This is a genomic window from Bradyrhizobium sp. 197, assembly GCF_023073375.1.
GTDB lineage: Bacteria > Pseudomonadota > Alphaproteobacteria > Rhizobiales > Xanthobacteraceae > Bradyrhizobium.
In genome coordinates, this window is sequence record NZ_JADPJJ010000179.1 from 1 (window position 1) to 16,198 (window position 16,198).

General features: G+C 64.4%; 15 protein-coding genes. 13 read left to right on the forward strand and 2 right to left on the reverse strand.

The window, feature by feature from the left end; genetic code table 11:
- Positions 1–107 precede the first annotated feature (107 nt).
- Positions 108–1,328 (reverse strand): ubiquinone biosynthesis hydroxylase, encoded by a 1,221-nt coding sequence (locus tag IVB27_RS39165; protein ID WP_247447900.1) that lies wholly within the window; start codon positions 1,326–1,328, stop codon positions 108–110.
- 149 nt (positions 1,329–1,477) lie between these two features.
- On the opposite strand from IVB27_RS39165, the gene tesB reads away from it, so the two are divergent.
- Entirely contained in the window at positions 1,478–2,350 is an 873-nt protein-coding gene (gene tesB / locus IVB27_RS39170) for an acyl-CoA thioesterase II (protein WP_247447901.1), read from the forward strand.
- 4 nt (positions 2,351–2,354) lie between these two features.
- Here the strand turns inward: tesB and IVB27_RS39175 are convergent, their stop codons facing one another.
- Positions 2,355–3,248: a DUF4339 domain-containing protein gene (locus IVB27_RS39175; RefSeq protein WP_247447903.1), complete on the reverse strand. Its 894-nt coding sequence runs from the start codon at positions 3,246–3,248 to the stop codon at positions 2,355–2,357.
- A gap of 240 nt (positions 3,249–3,488) precedes the next feature.
- Here IVB27_RS39175 and IVB27_RS39180 point away from each other — a divergent pair, with 240 nt between their 5' ends.
- From IVB27_RS39180 to IVB27_RS39235, 12 genes are all read left to right on the forward strand, one after another.
- Positions 3,489–3,827, forward strand: coding sequence for a P-II family nitrogen regulator (locus IVB27_RS39180; protein ID WP_007604102.1), 339 nt, complete (start codon positions 3,489–3,491; stop codon positions 3,825–3,827).
- 231 nt (positions 3,828–4,058) lie between these two features.
- Positions 4,059–5,360, forward strand: a complete 1,302-nt coding sequence (locus tag IVB27_RS39185; protein ID WP_247447904.1) for an ammonium transporter — start codon at positions 4,059–4,061, stop codon at positions 5,358–5,360.
- Positions 5,361–5,445: 85 nt separating this feature from the next.
- Positions 5,446–5,760 (forward strand): ArsR/SmtB family transcription factor, encoded by a 315-nt coding sequence (locus IVB27_RS39190; RefSeq protein WP_211394987.1) that lies wholly within the window; start codon positions 5,446–5,448, stop codon positions 5,758–5,760.
- Positions 5,757–6,110 carry an SRPBCC family protein gene (locus IVB27_RS39195; protein ID WP_247447906.1) on the forward strand — a complete coding sequence of 118 codons (354 nt, stop codon included), beginning with the start codon at positions 5,757–5,759 and terminating at the stop codon, positions 6,108–6,110. The genes IVB27_RS39190 and IVB27_RS39195 overlap by 4 nt, the downstream gene beginning before the upstream one ends.
- A 41-nt stretch (positions 6,111–6,151) precedes the next feature.
- A complete protein-coding gene (locus IVB27_RS39200; RefSeq protein ID WP_247447907.1) occupies positions 6,152–6,754 on the forward strand; it encodes an ATP-dependent Clp protease proteolytic subunit in 603 nt (200 codons plus the stop codon).
- 431 nt (positions 6,755–7,185) lie between these two features.
- On the forward strand, positions 7,186–7,524 hold the full coding sequence (locus IVB27_RS39205; RefSeq protein WP_008142813.1) for a P-II family nitrogen regulator: 339 nt from the start codon (positions 7,186–7,188) through the stop codon (positions 7,522–7,524).
- Between the two features lie 37 nt (positions 7,525–7,561).
- The gene (locus IVB27_RS39210) at positions 7,562–9,010 is read left to right on the forward strand and encodes an ammonium transporter (RefSeq protein ID WP_247447908.1); all 1,449 of its coding nucleotides are present in this window, start codon (positions 7,562–7,564) and stop codon (positions 9,008–9,010) included.
- 194 nt (positions 9,011–9,204) lie between these two features.
- Entirely contained in the window at positions 9,205–10,803 is a 1,599-nt protein-coding gene (locus IVB27_RS39215; RefSeq protein ID WP_247447909.1) for a caspase family protein, read from the forward strand.
- Positions 10,804–10,921: 118 nt separating this feature from the next.
- Complete coding sequence (locus tag IVB27_RS39220; RefSeq protein WP_247352536.1) at positions 10,922–11,326, forward strand: GFA family protein; 405 nt, start codon at positions 10,922–10,924, stop codon at positions 11,324–11,326.
- Positions 11,327–11,551: 225 nt separating this feature from the next.
- Positions 11,552–12,766, forward strand: coding sequence for an aminotransferase class I/II-fold pyridoxal phosphate-dependent enzyme (locus IVB27_RS39225; RefSeq protein WP_247447910.1), 1,215 nt, complete (start codon positions 11,552–11,554; stop codon positions 12,764–12,766).
- A gap of 9 nt (positions 12,767–12,775) precedes the next feature.
- Complete coding sequence (locus tag IVB27_RS39230; protein ID WP_247447911.1) at positions 12,776–15,250, forward strand: DNA translocase FtsK; 2,475 nt, start codon at positions 12,776–12,778, stop codon at positions 15,248–15,250.
- Between the two features lie 152 nt (positions 15,251–15,402).
- Positions 15,403–16,158 (forward strand): outer membrane lipoprotein carrier protein LolA, encoded by a 756-nt coding sequence (locus IVB27_RS39235; protein WP_247352892.1) that lies wholly within the window; start codon positions 15,403–15,405, stop codon positions 16,156–16,158.
- Positions 16,159–16,198: the final 40 nt, after the last annotated feature.

Sequence of the window (16,198 nt, forward strand, 5' to 3'; positions counted from 1 at the left end):
GCGCGGATGGAACATGCTCGAAACATTGTCCCGATGCCCCACACAACTCATCCACAAACTCAGCGTCGCCTAACCGAGCAAACGGACCTGGGCAGTTACCGAAAATCCTACAACGCCTCGCCCTTCAACAACCGCGGTATCTCACCGGTCAAACCCGCGGCCTGGCGGATGAAGAGGTTCTTCAGCGGCGGGGCGCGGTCGACGAGGCCGAGGCCGATGTCGCGCACCGTGCGCAGCAGCGTCGACTGGTTGGAGAACAGGAAGTTCAGCGAGTTGGTGGCAACGCCCATCGCCATGGTGTCGAAGCGCCGCCAGCGCTGGTAACGTTCGAGCACGTCGGCGCCGCCGATATCCATGCCGAGCCGCGCGGCATCGACCACGACCTCGGCCAGCGCGGCGACGTCCTTCAGCCCCATGTTGAGACCCTGGCCCGCGATCGGGTGGATGACGTGGGCGGAATCTCCGACCAGCGCGAGACGCTGGGCGATGAAGGAGCGCGCGACGAAATAGGACAGCGGGAACGCACGCGGCTTGTCGAGCGCCTTCACCTCGCCGAGATGCAGGCCGAAGCGTCGCTCGAGCTCGCCGTGAAATTCCTCGTCGCTCAAGCCAATGATGCGCGCGGCTTCGCTGCGGCGCTCGGTCCACACCAGCGAGGAGCGCTTGCCCGATAGCGGCAGGATCGCGAACGGACCAGCGGGCAGAAAATGCTCTTCGGCGCGGCCCTCGTGATCGCGCTCATGCCCGACGGTGACGACGATGCCGGACTGGTCATATTCCCAGCCATGGGTGGCGATGCCGGCGCGCTCGCGAAGTTTCGACTTCGCACCGTCTGCCGCAACCAGGAGGCTCGCCGCAATGACACTGCCGTCACCGAGCGTCACGTCGATGCCCTCGGAACGCGCGTCGTAAGACGACACGGTGGTCGCGCGGAGATCGATGCCCTCGGCCTCGGCGCGCACCACCAGCGCATCGATCAGGCGGCGATTCTCGACCATATGCGCGAACGGCTCGCCCGGCGCGACGTCGCCGGCAAAGTTGAGGAACGCCGGACGGGTGGCGTCCTCCAGCTTTGAATCGGTAACGACCATGTCGAGGATCGGCTGCGCCTCGCCCCTGACGTCGTCCCAGGCGCCGATCGCCTCGAACAGGCGGCGGCAGGCGGCCACGATCGCGGTCGCGCGCGGGTCTCGGCTTGGACGTGTGGAGAGCGCGGGGTCGGCGACGATGACGGGGGTCCCGGGGCCGAGCCCCTGGCGCAGCGCCAGGGCCAGCGCAAGGCCCGCAAACGCGCCGCCACCGATGACAATGCTACCCTGTACTGACATACCCAATTCCCGGCCAAATCCTGGTCTTGCTAGCAGACTTGAGGTGGGCGAAACAGTGCGGTGAAACAAGGGCGGAACGGCCCGAGCTGTCATTCCGGGGCGCGCACAAGCACCAACCCGGAATGACGAGGCATTTTGAAAGCACCACCATGTCCAAAAGCCTGATCGACCTCATTTCGATCCTCGACCTCGAACAGCTCGAGGTGAATTTGTTCCGCGGCAACAGCCCCAAGACCAGCTGGCAGCGGGTGTTCGGCGGACAGGTGATCGGACAGGCGATGGTTGCGGCCTGCCGCACCGTGGAGGGCCGGCTGCCGCATTCGCTGCACTGCTATTTCATCCTGCCGGGCGATCCGCAGATCCCGATCATCTACCAGGTCGAGCGCCTGCGCGACGGCAAGAGCTACTCGACGCGCCGCGTCACCGCGATCCAGCATGGCAACGCGATCTTCTCGGTTATGGTGTCGTTCCATGCCGAGGAGGAGAGCGCGTTCGACCACCAGGACAAGATGCCCGACGTGCCGCCGCCGGAAAAGCTGACCGCGGAGGAGGTGGCGAAGCAGCCGATGTTCAAGGAGATGCCGGAGTTCATCCGCCGCTACTATGAATCCGACCGTCCGATCGAGCTGCGCCCGGTCGAGCTCGGCCGCTATTTCGGACAGAAGATCGAGGACGGCCGCATCCACGTCTGGATCAAGACCGCAGCGACGCTGCCGGACGATCCGGCGCTGCACATGTGCGCGCTGGCCTATGCGTCGGACTTTTCGCTGCTCGACGCGATCATGGCACGCTACGGCCGCACCCTGTTCGACAAGCGCATGATGCCCGCGAGCCTCGACCACGCGATGTGGTTTCACCGTCCGTTCCGAGCGGACGAATGGCTGCTCTACGCACAGGATTCGCCGAGCGCGCGAGGCGGCCGCGGGTTGACCCGCGGCTCGATCTTCAAGGCCGATGGCACGCTGGTCGCCTCCGTCGCGCAGGAAGGCTCCGTGCGCGAACGGAAAACCCCAGAGGCATAGGCGGTCATGCCCGGAGCGATCCTCGCGGAGCCAGGACAGTCTCCGACGCGAACCAGTTCATGATCCAGCGATACACCCAGGGGATCGGGATGATGAAGCCGCACAGGAATGCGGCCACGATGCCCCGCCAGAGAATCCCGAGACCGCTGCCGTTGAAGACGATCTCGCGCCGCGTGCCTTCGATGCTGCGGCAGAACCAGCGCATCTGAGCCGCGGCGACCCAGGCCCAGCCGATGATGGTGATGATGGAGATCGCAAACAGCAGGCTCCAGCCGACATAGGCCCAGACCGTGCCGGTGAAGCTCAGGCCGAGCGGCTGCCCGTTGGAGGCGAGGTTCGCGACCATCCATTTGATCAGGAGCCAGTAGAGAACGATCTGGGCGATGAATATCAAATTGCTCAGCAACGGGACGCCGATGTAGCCGATCACGATCGCCAGAACGATGAATCCGAAATACCAGGGCACCAGCGCCATCGCATTGCCGGTGAAGCTGAGATTGGGCCGTCCGGGGACCTGCACGCAGGACACGATCCATTTCGTGTACCAGACGAACACCCACGGCACCGGGATGATGAAGCACATGCCGATCAGCATCACGATGCTGCGCCAGGTGAACTCGAGGATGCCGAAATCGACCGCCAGCGATCCTCCGCCGCCACCGCCAGCATAACCGCCGGAGCCCATCATCGGCGGTCCACCGGCCGGCATCGTCGGGGGCGCACCGCCGCCGCCGCCGATCAGGCCGGGGATTTCGGCGGCCTTCTGCCAGCCGGCCATGCCCTCCGACCACACCAGCGTATCCGGGCGCACAATTCCCTGGGCGGCCAGGTCGCGGAATTGCCCTTCCGGATAGGGCCCCTGCTGCTTGCCCTCGGATGCGTAGAACCAATTCGCCATGATGCGTCCCCCCTCAAACATACTTATGTACCGGCCGGGACGCTTGGGTTCACCGCATCCATGCCAAAAACGCATTGTGGAGGATGAACGGCTGCCCTGTACAGAGGCGGCCGTTCACATGGCTCCACGTTTTTCCGCTTCAATCTGCAAGTTTTTTATGCCATCTGCCCGGAAAGATGCCAGATTGACGCAGCGCCGGGGACATACGGCGCGGCGCATCCCCGGGGAATAGGCCTGACCATGAAACTCGTCGTCGCGATCATCAAACCCTTCAAGCTCGATGAGGTCCGTCAGGCCCTGACGGCGATCGGCGTCCACGGCATGACCGTGACCGAGGTGAAGGGCTATGGCCGTCAGAAGGGCCACACCGAAATCTATCGCGGCGCCGAATATGTCGTGAACTTCCTGCCCAAGCTCCGGATCGAGATCGCGGTGGCCTCCGATATCGCCGAGAAGGCCGTCGCCGTGATCACCGCGACGGCGCGCACCGGCCAGATCGGCGACGGCAAGATCTTCGTCACGCCGATCGATCACGCGATCCGCATTCGCACCGGCGAAACCGACAGCGACGCGCTCTGAAGACCCTCATGGTGAGGAGCGCGGAACGCGTTTCCGGACGATGCTTTGCATCGCCGGGCGAACCATGAAGGCCCGGCACTCGCCCGCGGCCATCCTTCGAGACGCCTGCTTGTCGCGGGCTGCTCAGGATGAGGGTGGAGTGCGGTGAGACAGGGACTAATTCTTATCTAGATCGCACCGGGCAACGGCGCCGCAGCGTGCGACGCAATCACTATGCTGGGGGAAATCGACATGGCGGGATTGTTGCGCCGCGCGGCTGCTATGGCCGCGCCGATCGGGTTTGTGTCGATCATGGCTTCGCCGGCGCGCGCCGCAGGCTCCGAGATCAACACCGCCGACACCGCCTGGATGATCGTCGCCACCGCGCTGGTGCTGATGATGACGATCCCGGGGCTCGCGCTGTTCTATTCCGGCATGGTGCGCAAGAAGAACGTGCTCGCCACCATGGCGCAAAGCCTCGCCGCGGTGACGATCATCTCCATTCTCTGGGTCGCGTTCGGCTATTCGCTGTGCTTCGTCGGCGACGGCCCGTGGATCGGCACGCTCGACCGCTGGTTCCTCGCCGGCATGACCATGGACAGCGTCAACCCGGCGGCGAAGACGATCCCGGAAGCGCTGTTCATGCTGTACCAGATGACGTTTGCGATCATCACGGTGGCGCTGGTCGCGGGCGCGGTTGCCGACCGGATGCGGTTCTCCGCCTATCTGCTGTTCTCCGTCGCCTGGTTCATCTTCGTCTACATTCCGCTGGCGCATTGGGTCTGGGGCGGCGGCTTCCTCGCCGGCATGGGCGTGCTGGATTTCGCCGGCGGCCTCGTGGTGCATCTGTCGGCCGGCACCGCTGGCCTCGTCGCCGCGAAGGTGATGGGACGCCGTCATGGCTACGGCACCGAAAATCTTTCACCGTTCGATCTGTCGCTTGCGGTGATGGGCACCGGCCTGTTGTGGGTCGGCTGGTTCGGCTTCAACGGCGGCTCGGCAGGCGCGGCCAATTCGCGCGCGGTGCTGGCGATCATCGCGACTCATCTCGCAGCCTGCTCCGGCGCGCTGACCTGGGCCGCGATCGAATGGTCGACGCGGCGCAAGCCTTCCGTGCTCGGCATGATCTCAGGCGCGGTGGCCGGCCTTGGCACCATCACGCCGGCCTCGGGATTCGTAGCGCCCTGGCACGGTATCGTTATCGGCGTGATCGCAGGCCTCGTCTGCTACTGGGCCTGCACCTGGCTGAAGCACCGCTTCGACTATGACGATTCGCTCGACGTGTTCGGCGTCCACGGCATCGGCGGGATGACCGGCACCCTGCTGGCCGGCGTGTTCGCAACCAGCGCGATCGGCGGCACCGCCGGCCTGCTCGAAGGCCATCCGCAACAGCTGCTGATCCAGCTCTGTGGGGTCGCCGTCACCTTCGTCTGGTCGGCGGGTGTGAGCTTTGTCCTGCTCAAGCTGGTCAGCCTGTTCGTGCCCTTGCGCGTATCCCGCGAGCACGAGCTCGAAGGACTGGATATTTCGCAGCACGGCGAGGCGCTGCAGTAGGCTGCCGACGGGTTGCTCGAAGCGCTGGGCGGCCTGAGGTCGCTTCGGGCTTGCGCAACACATAAGTGTATGCTTATGTATCGTCATGATCGAAGCAGACATCTTCAAGGCACTGGCCGACCCGACGCGCCGAAAGGTCTTTGAAAAGCTCGCTGGCGGAAGCCTGAATGCCAGCGCTTTGCGCGACGGATTGGAGATCAGCCAACCGGCGATGTCACAGCATCTTGCGGTGCTGCGCGGGGCAGGCTTGGTGCGCGAACAGCGCCAGGGCCGCTTTGTGAATTACGAAGTCGATCCCGAAGGAATCGTCGCTATCGGGGCCTGGCTTGCGCGCTACCGCGCCTATTGGCCGAAACGCATGGATGCCCTCGCCGATCTCTTGAAGGATATGGATCAATGAGTGACGCCGTGAAGCCTGATCCCTCCGACGCAGCGCTCGTGCTCGAATATGAATTCGATGCGCCGCCGGCCAAGGTCTGGCGCGCTGTGACCATTCCGGCCCTGCGCGAGCGCTGGCTACCCGATTCCGACCTTGCGGGCGCCGAGCCGGAATCATCGATCGTGGGCAAAGAGGTGCGCTACCGGCTTCGCGATTCCGAACCGCCGTTTCGCGAAAGCCATGTCATCTTCCGGATCGAACCGAACGAAGCTGGTGGCACCCGCGTTCGCATCATCCAGCAAGCCTGCGACGATCGCGTAAAGCTGCCGCAGGCCGCCAATACCAATTGCTGTCTGATGCGCGCGGCCTAGCGGCAAAAAGACTTCATCACCTGCAGAAACGGAGGTCGCCGATGCGCGACATGCTTCAGCTCGTCCCTATGGTCGTCGAACAATCCGCCCGCGGCGAACGATCTTTCGACATCTATTCGCGGCTCTTGCGCGAGCGCATCATCTTCCTCAACGGCGAGGTCAATGACGCGATGTCCGGACTGGTCTGCGCGCAGCTCTTGTTTCTGGAGGCCGAGAATCCGAACAGGCCGATCAATCTCTACATCAATTCCTATGGCGGCGTGGTCACCAGCGGCCTCGCGATGTACGACACCATGCAGTTCATCAAGGCGCCGGTCCACACGCTGTGCATGGGCACCGCGCGCTCCATGGGCTCGTTCCTGCTGATGGCCGGCGAACCCGGTCACCGCGCCGCGCTGCCCAATGCAAGCCTCCACGTGCATCAGCCGCTCGGCGGCTTTCAGGGCCAGGCGTCCGACATCCTGATCCATGCCACCGAAATGCAGGAAACCAAGCGGCGCATCATCCGGCTCTATGCGCAGCATTGCGGGCGCCCTAAGCAGGACGTGGAACGCACCCTGGACCGCGACCACTTCATGACCGCACAGCAGGCGGTCGACTGGGGACTGATTGATAGGGTTTTTGCAGAGCGCGACGCCGCCTGATGGTCTCTGCCGGCACCGTCCGGCAAGCCTCGACCCGCCCAAGCTGGTTGGCCGGTTGCGTTTCCCGTGAGCACAAGTGCGAGGGGCCCGAGATTTCACAGCAGGAGAAGCCCTGCAACAGGCGCCTGCCTTACTAAGTTACCTTTCTGCTGCCCGACGCGTGAGCACCATTGTGTCGGCAGCCTGTCGTGCCTTTATTTTAATCAGGCATGATCAGGTATTGAGCGCGACGTAATAGCGCACTGCAGCGCGATACGCGCCAAACGCGAAAACACCCGTTTTCATAGTCCGTTAGCCAACGCGCCCGATCTGGCACGGCATTTGATTCTACGGGTCCTGGCTGTGCCCGCGTAGTGAACTTTCTCCCTCGTGGCGAACCAGTCGAGAAACGCCCGGCCATGTCCGGACCGGGCCAAGCGGGGATAGGACCCATGAAAATTGTTATGGCGATTATCAAGCCATTCAAGCTGGAAGAAGTCCGTGACGCCCTGACCGCCATCGGCGTTCACGGTCTCACGGTGACGGAAGTCAAGGGGTATGGCCGCCAGAAGGGCCATACGGAAATCTATCGCGGCGCCGAATATGCCGTGAGCTTCCTGCCCAAGATCAAGATCGAGGTCGCTGTCGCCTCCGACCAGGTCGACAAGACCATCGATGCCATCACGTCCGCCGCGAAAACCGGACAGATCGGCGACGGCAAGATCTTCGTCATCAATCTCGACCATGCGGTTCGGATCCGCACCGGCGAGGCCGATGCAGCGGCCCTCTGATTTCGCGCTCAACCTTTACCAATCAGGAGTGAATACAATGACGTTTAAGCGTCCCTACGGCGCGGGATTGGCGGCTCTCGCAGTCGGCATGTTCGCTGCGACCGCAGCCTATGCCGAGCCAACGGTCAACAAGGGAGACAACGCCTGGATGCTGACATCGACAGTGCTCGTGCTGTTGATGACGATCCCCGGCCTCGCGCTGTTCTACGGCGGCCTCGTCCGCTCCAAGAACATGCTCTCCGTCCTGATGCAGGTGTTCTACACCGTCTGCGTCGTCACCGTGATCTGGGCTGTGTACGGCTACAGCCTCACCTTCACCGGCGGCTCCGACTTCATCGGCGGCTTCTCCAAGGCCTTCATGATGGGCGTCACCACCGATTCGAAGGCTGCGACCTTCTCGGTCGACGCCAACATCTCGGAGCTCATCTATATGTGCTTCCAGATGACCTTCGCGGCGATCACGCCCGCCCTGATCGTCGGCGCCTTCGCCGAGCGCATGAGGTTCGCTGCGATCGCGCTCTTCATCCCGCTCTGGGTGACGCTGATCTACTTCCCGATCGCGCACATGGTCTGGTACTGGCCCGGCCCGGACATGATCCAGGACGCAGCCAAGGCGCTCGCTGCTGCCACTGACGCGGCGGCCAAGACCGCGGCGCAGGCCAAGCTCGACGAGATCAACGCCGACGCCGGCTGGATCTTCAAGGCGGGCGCGATCGACTTCGCAGGTGGCACCGTGGTGCACATCAACGCCGGCATCGCAGGCCTCGTCGGCGCTCTGCTGATCGGCAAGCGCGTCGGTTACGGCAAGGAGCTGATGGCCCCGCACTCGCTGACCATGTCGATGATCGGCGCCTCGCTGCTCTGGGTCGGCTGGTTCGGTTTCAACGCCGGCTCCAACCTCGAAGCCAACGGCGGCGCAGCCCTCGCCATGACCAACTCCTTCGTCGCTACTGCAGCCGCCGCGCTGTCGTGGATGTTCGCGGAGTGGATCATCAAGGGTCACCCGTCGGTGCTCGGCGTCATCTCCGGCGCTGTCGCGGGTCTCGTGGCCGTCACGCCTGCCGCCGGCTTCTCCGGCGTGATGGGCGCGATCGTCCTCGGCCTCGTGGTCGGCGTGATCTGCCTGTTCTTCTGCACTGTCGTAAAGAACGCGCTCGGCTACGATGACTCGCTCGACGTGTTCGGCGTGCACTGCGTCGGCGGCATCGTCGGCGCCCTCGGCACCGGCATCCTGGTCAATCCTGCTCTCGGCGGCGCCGGGATCATGGACTACACCGCGATTCCGCCGAAGGTGGCCGATTACGACTTCGCAGTACAGATGATCGCCCAGTTCAAGGCCGTCGGCACCACGTTGGTGTGGTCGGGCATCGGTTCGGCGATCCTTTACAAGGTCGTCGATGTGATCGTTGGCCTCCGCGCCAATGTCGAGAGCGAGCGGGAAGGCCTCGACATCACCGAGCACACCGAGCGCGCTTACAACATGTAAGTCTCCTCCCGGGCGCGGCGTCCTCGGGGGCCGCGCCCACAACTACGGTTCGGGGCACATACCCGGCAATGTCCCGACCGTTGAGGGGCTCCAGCGCAAGTTGGAGCCCCTTTCTTTTTGCCCTCGCGGAGGCCCCGCACAAATTGCTTTGTGTCGGCGTTGAGGAATATCATGGGCGGATTGGGGCTTATCTCATGCGCCTGTTCATTCGTCTCGCATTGTGTTCATGGCTGCTCGTCCTGTCCGTTTTGGAAGCCCAGGCCGATAAGCGCGTCGCGCTGGTGATCGGAAACAGCGCCTACAGGAACGTTCCCGCGCTGCCCAATCCGACCAATGATGCAGCCGACGTTGGAGCGGCCTTGAAGCGATCGGGATTCGATCCTCTCATCGCGACCGATCTCGATCAGGCCGCCATGCAGGAGACCGTTCTTCGCTTCGCGCGTGAGGCCCGCGGCGCCGATGTCGCCCTGTTCTACTACAGCGGGCACGCGCTCCAGTTCGCCGGCGTCAACTATCTGGTGCCTGTCGATGCCGTCGTTCGCGACGAGGTCGATCTGCGCCGCCTGGTACGTGCAGACGAGATCCTGGCGGATCTGCAGCAGGCCAAGAACCTGCGCATCCTCGTGCTCGACGCCTGCCGCGACAATCCATTTGCCGACGAGTTGCGGCGAAACGTCGGACAGGGCCGCGGCGTCACCGTCTCACGCGGCCTCGCCAAGATGGAAAGTCCCGAGGGCACCATCATTTCCTATGCAACACAGGCCGGCCGGACCGCCGACGACGGCAGCGGCCGCAACAGCCCGTATACCAGCGCGTTCCTGGAGCACATCGGCGACAAGGGCAACGTCAACACGGTATTTCAGACGATCAGCGCCGGCGTCTACCAGCGCTCCAAAGGCTCGCAAGTGCCGGAGCTGTCGCTGTCGTTCTTCGGCGAGTTCTACCTGAACGGCAAGCCCGAGACGGCGGCGTTGTCGCCTGCGACGCCCCAGGTCGATCCCTGCGCGGAGGCCGGAGACCATTGGCGCAGCGCGGAAGCGCTGGGAACGCTCGCGGCATTCAAGGATCACCTCGTACGATTTCCGGCCTGCGCCTTCGCAGATCTGGCGAAATCACGCATCGAGACCTTGGCGAAACCAGCGGACGCCGCCAAGCGCGTAACCGCGTTCGATGGAACCTGGATCGCGAAGGAGACTTGCGACAACAAGCCTCCATTTCCCGAGGCCTATTTCCAATATGCGCTGCGCGTCAAGGATGGCGTGCTGCACACTCTCTCCGGGGAAGAGGGCAAGCCCGGTGCGACAATCTATGACGGGAAGATCGAAGCGGACGGCAGCGCGACGGTCACCGTCAGCGGGCTGATTGGCGAGAATGATCCGCTGCGCCGCACCGCCGGCGCGCCCCATCAGTACAAGCTCGCACTCGAGCTGAAAGGAACCACCGGCGCCGGCGTCCGCACCGAGACCAGCCGACCGTGTCGGATGGAACTCTCCAAGCTGACGACACAGAGCCCCGCTGCAAGTCCGGGCCAACCTGATTCGAAGCGGGCGCCCAAGCGCGAGGACAAGACGGCCGTGCTGCCGCCAGATCAGGCCGGAGCAGGGCAACCGCGGCAGACCGGAAGTGGCATGAGCTGTTCGTTCATGCGAAGCAGGTGCGCCACGGCATGCGTCAGTATGGGCGGCCGCGCGGATTGCGCTTCAACCGCTTGTCCACGGCTGGAAGCCGAGTGCATGAGCAGCGGGTGCTGGCGCGGCCGGGGATTCAACGGCTGCGGACTTGCCAAGAGATAGTGCACGAACCGGCTGCAGGCGGTCTGTCTTGGTCCGTCCAGGCGAAAGAAAAAGATTGCCATTCCAGGCAGCCGGCGCAGAAATATCAACCACAAGAAACAACAATCGGGAGGTCGTCATGCGTTTGGAAGGCAGATGCTATTGCGGCGAAGTGCGCTATGTCGCCGAGGGCGACCCGATGATGCAGGCCCAGTGTCATTGCCGCGAGTGCCAGTACATCTCGGGCGGCGCGCCCAACACCTTCATCGCGATGCCGGCGGCCGGCTTCAGCTACATCACCGGACAGCCCAAGCAGTTCACGCGCAAGGACCTCGAGCGCGCCGTCACGCGCGAATTCTGCGCCGAATGCGGCACGCATCTGGTGACGAAAGTGCCGGGACTGCCGGCGACGATCGTGAAGGTCGGTACGCTGGACGAGCCAAAACAGTTCCATCCGCAGATGGCGATCTACACCTGCGACAAGCAGGAGTTTCACGCGATCCCCGCGGGCATGGCGACATTCGAGAAGCTGCCGGGTCATTAGGCGCCGCCGGGGTCGCTGAGAGGTCCGGCGCATCGGTTGCTTGCCGCGGTCCGCGCCAGCGCGGCCATGCATCCCGCTGTTATCCGGCCGCATTATTCCTGCTCTGGACGGGGGCGGCGACCGATGGTTAATCGCGTCTTAACCTCGCCCTATCTATGGTGAACTGAACCGCTTCCCGCCGGCGTATCCATGCGACCGGCTGTTCCAAGAGTGCTGGCGCCCAGAATGGCTATGACCGCTTCATCCCGCGCGCCGCAGGCCGGTGGAAGCTCCGATACCGAACGCTCGCCCTTCGTCCGGCTGAACGAGCTGCTGGCGCCGCATCAACCCGGCAAGCCCTTGATTTCGCTTGCGGTCGGCGAACCGCAGCATCCGGTGCCGGACTTCGTCGGCCCGGTGCTGGCCAAGCACATCGCCGATTTCGGCCGTTACCCCGCGAACAAGGGCACCGACCCGTTCCGCAAGGCGGCGGGCGCCTGGCTGTCGTCGCGCTTCAAGCTGCCGCGGCCGCTCGACCCCGAGAGCGAGATTCTCGTCCTCAATGGCAGCCGCGAGGGGCTGTTCCTCGCCGCGATCGCGGCCGCGCGCTATGTCGGCCCGCGTCCCGGCAAACCCGCCATCCTGATGCCGAACCCGTTCTATCCGGTCTATGGCGCGGGCGCCGGCGCCGCCGCTTGCGAGCCAATCTTTCTGCCGACCACGGTCGAGAACGGTTTTCTGCCCGATCTCGACGCAATCGACGAGGCGACGCTGGCGCGCACGGTGGCGTTCTATCTGGCGTCACCCGCCAATCCGCAGGGCTCGGTCGCGTCGCGCGATTATTTCACGCGCCTGAAGAGCCTCGCCGATCGCTACGGCTTCGTGATCCTCAGCGACGAGTGCTATTCGGAAATCTACACCCGCGAGGCGCCGGGCAGTGCGCTGGAATGCGCCGGCCCCGACTTCACCCGCGTGGTCGCGTTCCAGTCGCTGTCGAAGCGCTCCAACCTGCCGGGCATGCGCGTCGGTTTTGCCGCCGGCGACAAAAAGTTCATCGGCATGTTCCTCGAGCTGCGCAACATTGCGGCGCCGCAGGTGCCGGTTCCGCTCCAGCATGTCGCGACAGTTGCTTACGGCGACGAGGCGCATGTCGAGGAGAATCGCAGGCTCTACCGGATCAAGTTCGATCTCGCCGACCAGATCATCGGCAATCGTTACGATTATCGCAGGCCCGATGCCGGCTTCTGCGTCTGGCTCAACACGTCCGAAATCGGCGACGACGTGTCTGTGTGTCTAAAACTCTTCACGGAAGCAGGCGTGCGCGTGGTGCCCGGTAGCTATCTGGCGCGGCTCCAGCCCGACGGCTTCAATCCCGGTGCAGGCTACATTCGCCTTGCGCTGGTGCAGGATGGCGAGACCACGGCGCAGGCTCTGCACCGTCTGGTCGAGACTCTGGGTTAGGCGGGGCCCATGAGCATGTCGGCAATCGAACGTGTCATTCCCTTGGTCGGCCATCTGCCGCCGTCGATCCGCGAGGGGCTGGCGCGGCGTGTGCGCGAGCTCAGCGGTCTCGGCCTGATCACCTTGTCGGGCGTCGCCTCGGCGGCGATGATGACCTGGTCGGTGCAGGATCCGAGCCTCAGCCACGCGACGTCGCGGCCGATCCGCAACATTCTCGGCTATGCCGGCGCGATCGGCGCCGACCTTGCGATGCAGATCCTCGGGCTCGGCGCGATCATGCTGGTCCTGACCGTCGCGGTCTGGGGCTGGCGCATGCTGACCCATCGTCCGTTCGACCGCGAAGCGCTGCGGCTCGGCTCCTGGATTCTCTGCACGGTGATCGCGGCAGGCTTCGTCAGCTGCTGGCCGCATGGCGGCGCCTGGCCGCTGCCGACCGGCCTCGGCGGCGTGGTCGGCGATGCCCTGGTGCGCGCGCCCGCGGTGATTTTCGGACCGCCGGGCACGATCTATTGCATGGTGCTGGGCACGATCCTGTTCGCCGCGATGGCGGCGACCTTCCTGATCGCCTGCGGCCTCGGCGCACGCGAGCATGATGACGAGCTCGCGGAGATCGAGGATGACGACAAGCCGCTCGACCAGGACGAGGACAGCGATCGCGGTTCGGTGTCGCTGGGCTGGCTGTTCCACGCAGTCATGAGCACGAAGGCGCGGCTGATCTGGCTGCTCGGCGCCGCCTATCGCTCGCTGGTCTCGAGCGGACCGAAGACCAAGGCCGTTGCGTTCAGCCGCCACGAGCCGAATCTCGGTGGCGGCCGCGCCGCACCGTCGATCTCGCCGCAGTCCGAAGACGAGCACGACGAGGACGATCACGAAGAAGAGGACGAGGAGGAAGAAGAGGAGGAGCCGGCCGCGCGCGCCCCGCGCAAAAAGGCTGCGCCGAAGGCCGCTTCCAGGAAATCCTCCGACAAGTTCGAGCTTCCGTCCGTGTCCGTGCTGGCCGCCCCCAAGGCCGGCGATCGCCAGCCGCTCAGCAAGGCCGAGCTGGAAGCCAATTCGCGCGCGCTCGAAGGCGTGCTGCAGGATTTCGGCGTGCGCGGCGATATCGCGAAGGCCAATCCGGGTCCCGTCGTCACGCTGTACGAACTGGAGCCGGCGCCGGGCATCAAGTCGTCGCGCGTGATCGGCTTGGCCGACGACATCGCCCGTTCGATGAGCGCGCTGTCGGCGCGTGTCGCCGTCGTGCCGGGCCGCAATGCCATCGGTATCGAGCTGCCGAACGCGCATCGCGAAAAAGTCTATTTGCGCGAGCTGCTGGTGGCCAAGGAAACCATCGACACGGTCGCGAAGCTGCCGCTCTGCCTCGGCAAGACCATTGGCGGCGACCCCGTCATCATCGACCTCGCGCGCACACCGCACATGCTGATCGCCGGCACTACCGGCTCGGGCAAGTCGGTCGCCATCAACACCATGATCCTCAGCCTGGTCTATCGGCTGCGCCCGGACCAGTGCCGACTGATCATGGTCGATCCGAAGATGCTCGAGCTCTCCGTCTATGACGGCATTCCACACCTGCTCACGCCGGTCGTGACCGACCCGAAGAAGGCGGTGGTCGCGCTGAAATGGGCCGTGCGCGAGATGGAAGAGCGCTACAAGAACATGGCCAAGCTCGGTGTGCGCAACATCGACGGCTACAACACGCGCCTGCTCGAATTGAAGGCCAAGGGCGAAGAGCCCACCCGCACGGTGCACACCGGCTTCGACAAGGAGACCGGCAAGGCGATCTACGAGGAAGAGAAACTCTCGCTCGACCCGCTGCCCTACATCGTCATCATCGTCGACGAAATGGCCGATCTGATGATGGTTGCCGGCAAGGACATCGAAGGCGCGGTGCAGCGCCTCGCGCAGATGGCGCGCGCCGCCGGCCTGCACGTGATCCTCGCGACCCAGCGGCCGTCGGTCGACGTCATCACCGGCACCATCAAGGCGAACTTCCCGACCCGCATCGCCTTCCAGGTGACGTCCAAGATCGACAGCCGCACCATTTTGGGCGAGATGGGCGCCGAGCAGCTGCTCGGCCAGGGCGACATGCTCTACATGGCCGGCGGCGGTCGCATCAGCCGCGTGCACGGACCTTTCGCGTCGGACGAGGAAGTCGAGAAGGTCGTGCGCCACCTCAAGACGCAGGGACAGCCGGAATATCTCGAAGCCGTTACCGCCGAAGAGCCCACCGAGGGCGAGGATGGCGCGGTGTTCGACGCCTCCGGCATGGGTGCGGACGGCGGCGGCGATCTGTTCTCGCAGGCCGTTGCCATCGTCAAACGCGACCGCAAGGCCTCGACCAGCTACATCCAGCGCCGCCTGCAAATCGGCTATAACCGCGCCGCATCGCTGATGGAGCGCATGGAACTGGAAGGCATCGTCGGACCCGCCAACCACGCCGGCAAGCGCGAGATTCTGGTCGAGGAAGAAGACAGCCATATGTGAGGCGAGCCGCCTCAGACGACCATTTCACGCAAAAACGTTATCTGCTTTTGGCCGAAATCACGCTAAAAGGGCGCCCAGCCACACAGGACGACGCGTTGATCAGACATCCGGACATTCGATTCGCTGCCATCGTCGCTGCGCGAAGCGCGCGCATGGCCGGCGTGCTTCTCGTCACCGCCGCGATGGTGACCGCGACGTCGTTCGCGCAGACCGTTCCCGTGCCGAAGCCCGCGCCGAAGGGCCGCGATGGCGGTGCCACCGCCGGCGGCCCGTCGATCACCGGCGCGACCCAGACGCCGCCGAATCCGGTGATTCCGGATCCGCGCCGCAACGTGCCGAGCAGCATCTTCCAGACCTTCGATGCCAATCAGAAGGCCCAGGCCGCCAAGGTCAGCGCCTACCTGTCGTCGTTGTCGACGCTGGTCGGGAATTTCGTTCAGGTCGGCCCCGACGGCAGCAAGACGCAAGGCGACTTCTACATCCAGAAGCCGGGCAAGGTGCGCTTCGAATATGACGCGCCGAGCCCGATCGACATCGTCGCCGACGGATCGTCGCTGGTGGTGCGCGACCGCAAGCTCGCGACGCAGGACGTCTATCCGCTGTCGCAGACACCGCTGCGGTTCCTGCTGTCCGACCGCATCGACCTGATGAAGGACACCAACGTCGTCAACGTCTCGGCCGACGACGTCTTCGTCAGCGTCACCATCGAGGAGAAGCAGGCGCTGGTCGGCACCAGCCGCCTGATGCTGATGTTCGGCGCCAAGGACGGCCAGCTCAAGCAATGGACCGTCACCGACCCGCAGGGCTACGACACCACGATCGCGGTCTACAATCTCGACACGAGCAAGAAGCTCGATCCCGGCATGTTCAAGATCGACTTCACCAATTACGGCCCCGCGCCGGGCTGAGACCTACTCGCTGCTCCGACGATCGTCATGCCCGGGCTTG

Excerpts from the sequence above, each read along its gene's own strand:
- IVB27_RS39230 (WP_247447911.1), top strand. The coding sequence starts at position 12,776 with ATGAGCATGTCGGCAATCGAACGTGTCATTCCCTTGGTCGGCCATCTG.
- IVB27_RS39195 (WP_247447906.1), top strand. The coding sequence starts at position 5,757 with ATGAGTGACGCCGTGAAGCCTGATCCCTCCGACGCAGCGCTCGTGCTC.
- IVB27_RS39220 (WP_247352536.1), top strand. The coding sequence starts at position 10,922 with ATGCGTTTGGAAGGCAGATGCTATTGCGGCGAAGTGCGCTATGTCGCC.
- IVB27_RS39235 (WP_247352892.1), top strand. The coding sequence starts at position 15,403 with ATGGCCGGCGTGCTTCTCGTCACCGCCGCGATGGTGACCGCGACGTCG.
- IVB27_RS39180 (WP_007604102.1), top strand. The coding sequence starts at position 3,489 with ATGAAACTCGTCGTCGCGATCATCAAACCCTTCAAGCTCGATGAGGTC.
- IVB27_RS39185 (WP_247447904.1), top strand. The coding sequence starts at position 4,059 with ATGGCGGGATTGTTGCGCCGCGCGGCTGCTATGGCCGCGCCGATCGGG.
- IVB27_RS39225 (WP_247447910.1), top strand. The coding sequence starts at position 11,552 with ATGGCTATGACCGCTTCATCCCGCGCGCCGCAGGCCGGTGGAAGCTCC.
- tesB (WP_247447901.1), top strand. The coding sequence starts at position 1,478 with ATGTCCAAAAGCCTGATCGACCTCATTTCGATCCTCGACCTCGAACAG.
- IVB27_RS39200 (WP_247447907.1), top strand. The coding sequence starts at position 6,152 with ATGCGCGACATGCTTCAGCTCGTCCCTATGGTCGTCGAACAATCCGCC.
- IVB27_RS39210 (WP_247447908.1), top strand. The coding sequence starts at position 7,562 with ATGACGTTTAAGCGTCCCTACGGCGCGGGATTGGCGGCTCTCGCAGTC.
- IVB27_RS39190 (WP_211394987.1), top strand. The coding sequence starts at position 5,446 with ATGATCGAAGCAGACATCTTCAAGGCACTGGCCGACCCGACGCGCCGA.
- IVB27_RS39205 (WP_008142813.1), top strand. The coding sequence starts at position 7,186 with ATGAAAATTGTTATGGCGATTATCAAGCCATTCAAGCTGGAAGAAGTC.
- IVB27_RS39215 (WP_247447909.1), top strand. The coding sequence starts at position 9,205 with ATGCGCCTGTTCATTCGTCTCGCATTGTGTTCATGGCTGCTCGTCCTG.
- IVB27_RS39165 (WP_247447900.1), bottom strand. The coding sequence starts at position 1,328 with ATGTCAGTACAGGGTAGCATTGTCATCGGTGGCGGCGCGTTTGCGGGC.
- IVB27_RS39175 (WP_247447903.1), bottom strand. The coding sequence starts at position 3,248 with ATGGCGAATTGGTTCTACGCATCCGAGGGCAAGCAGCAGGGGCCCTAT.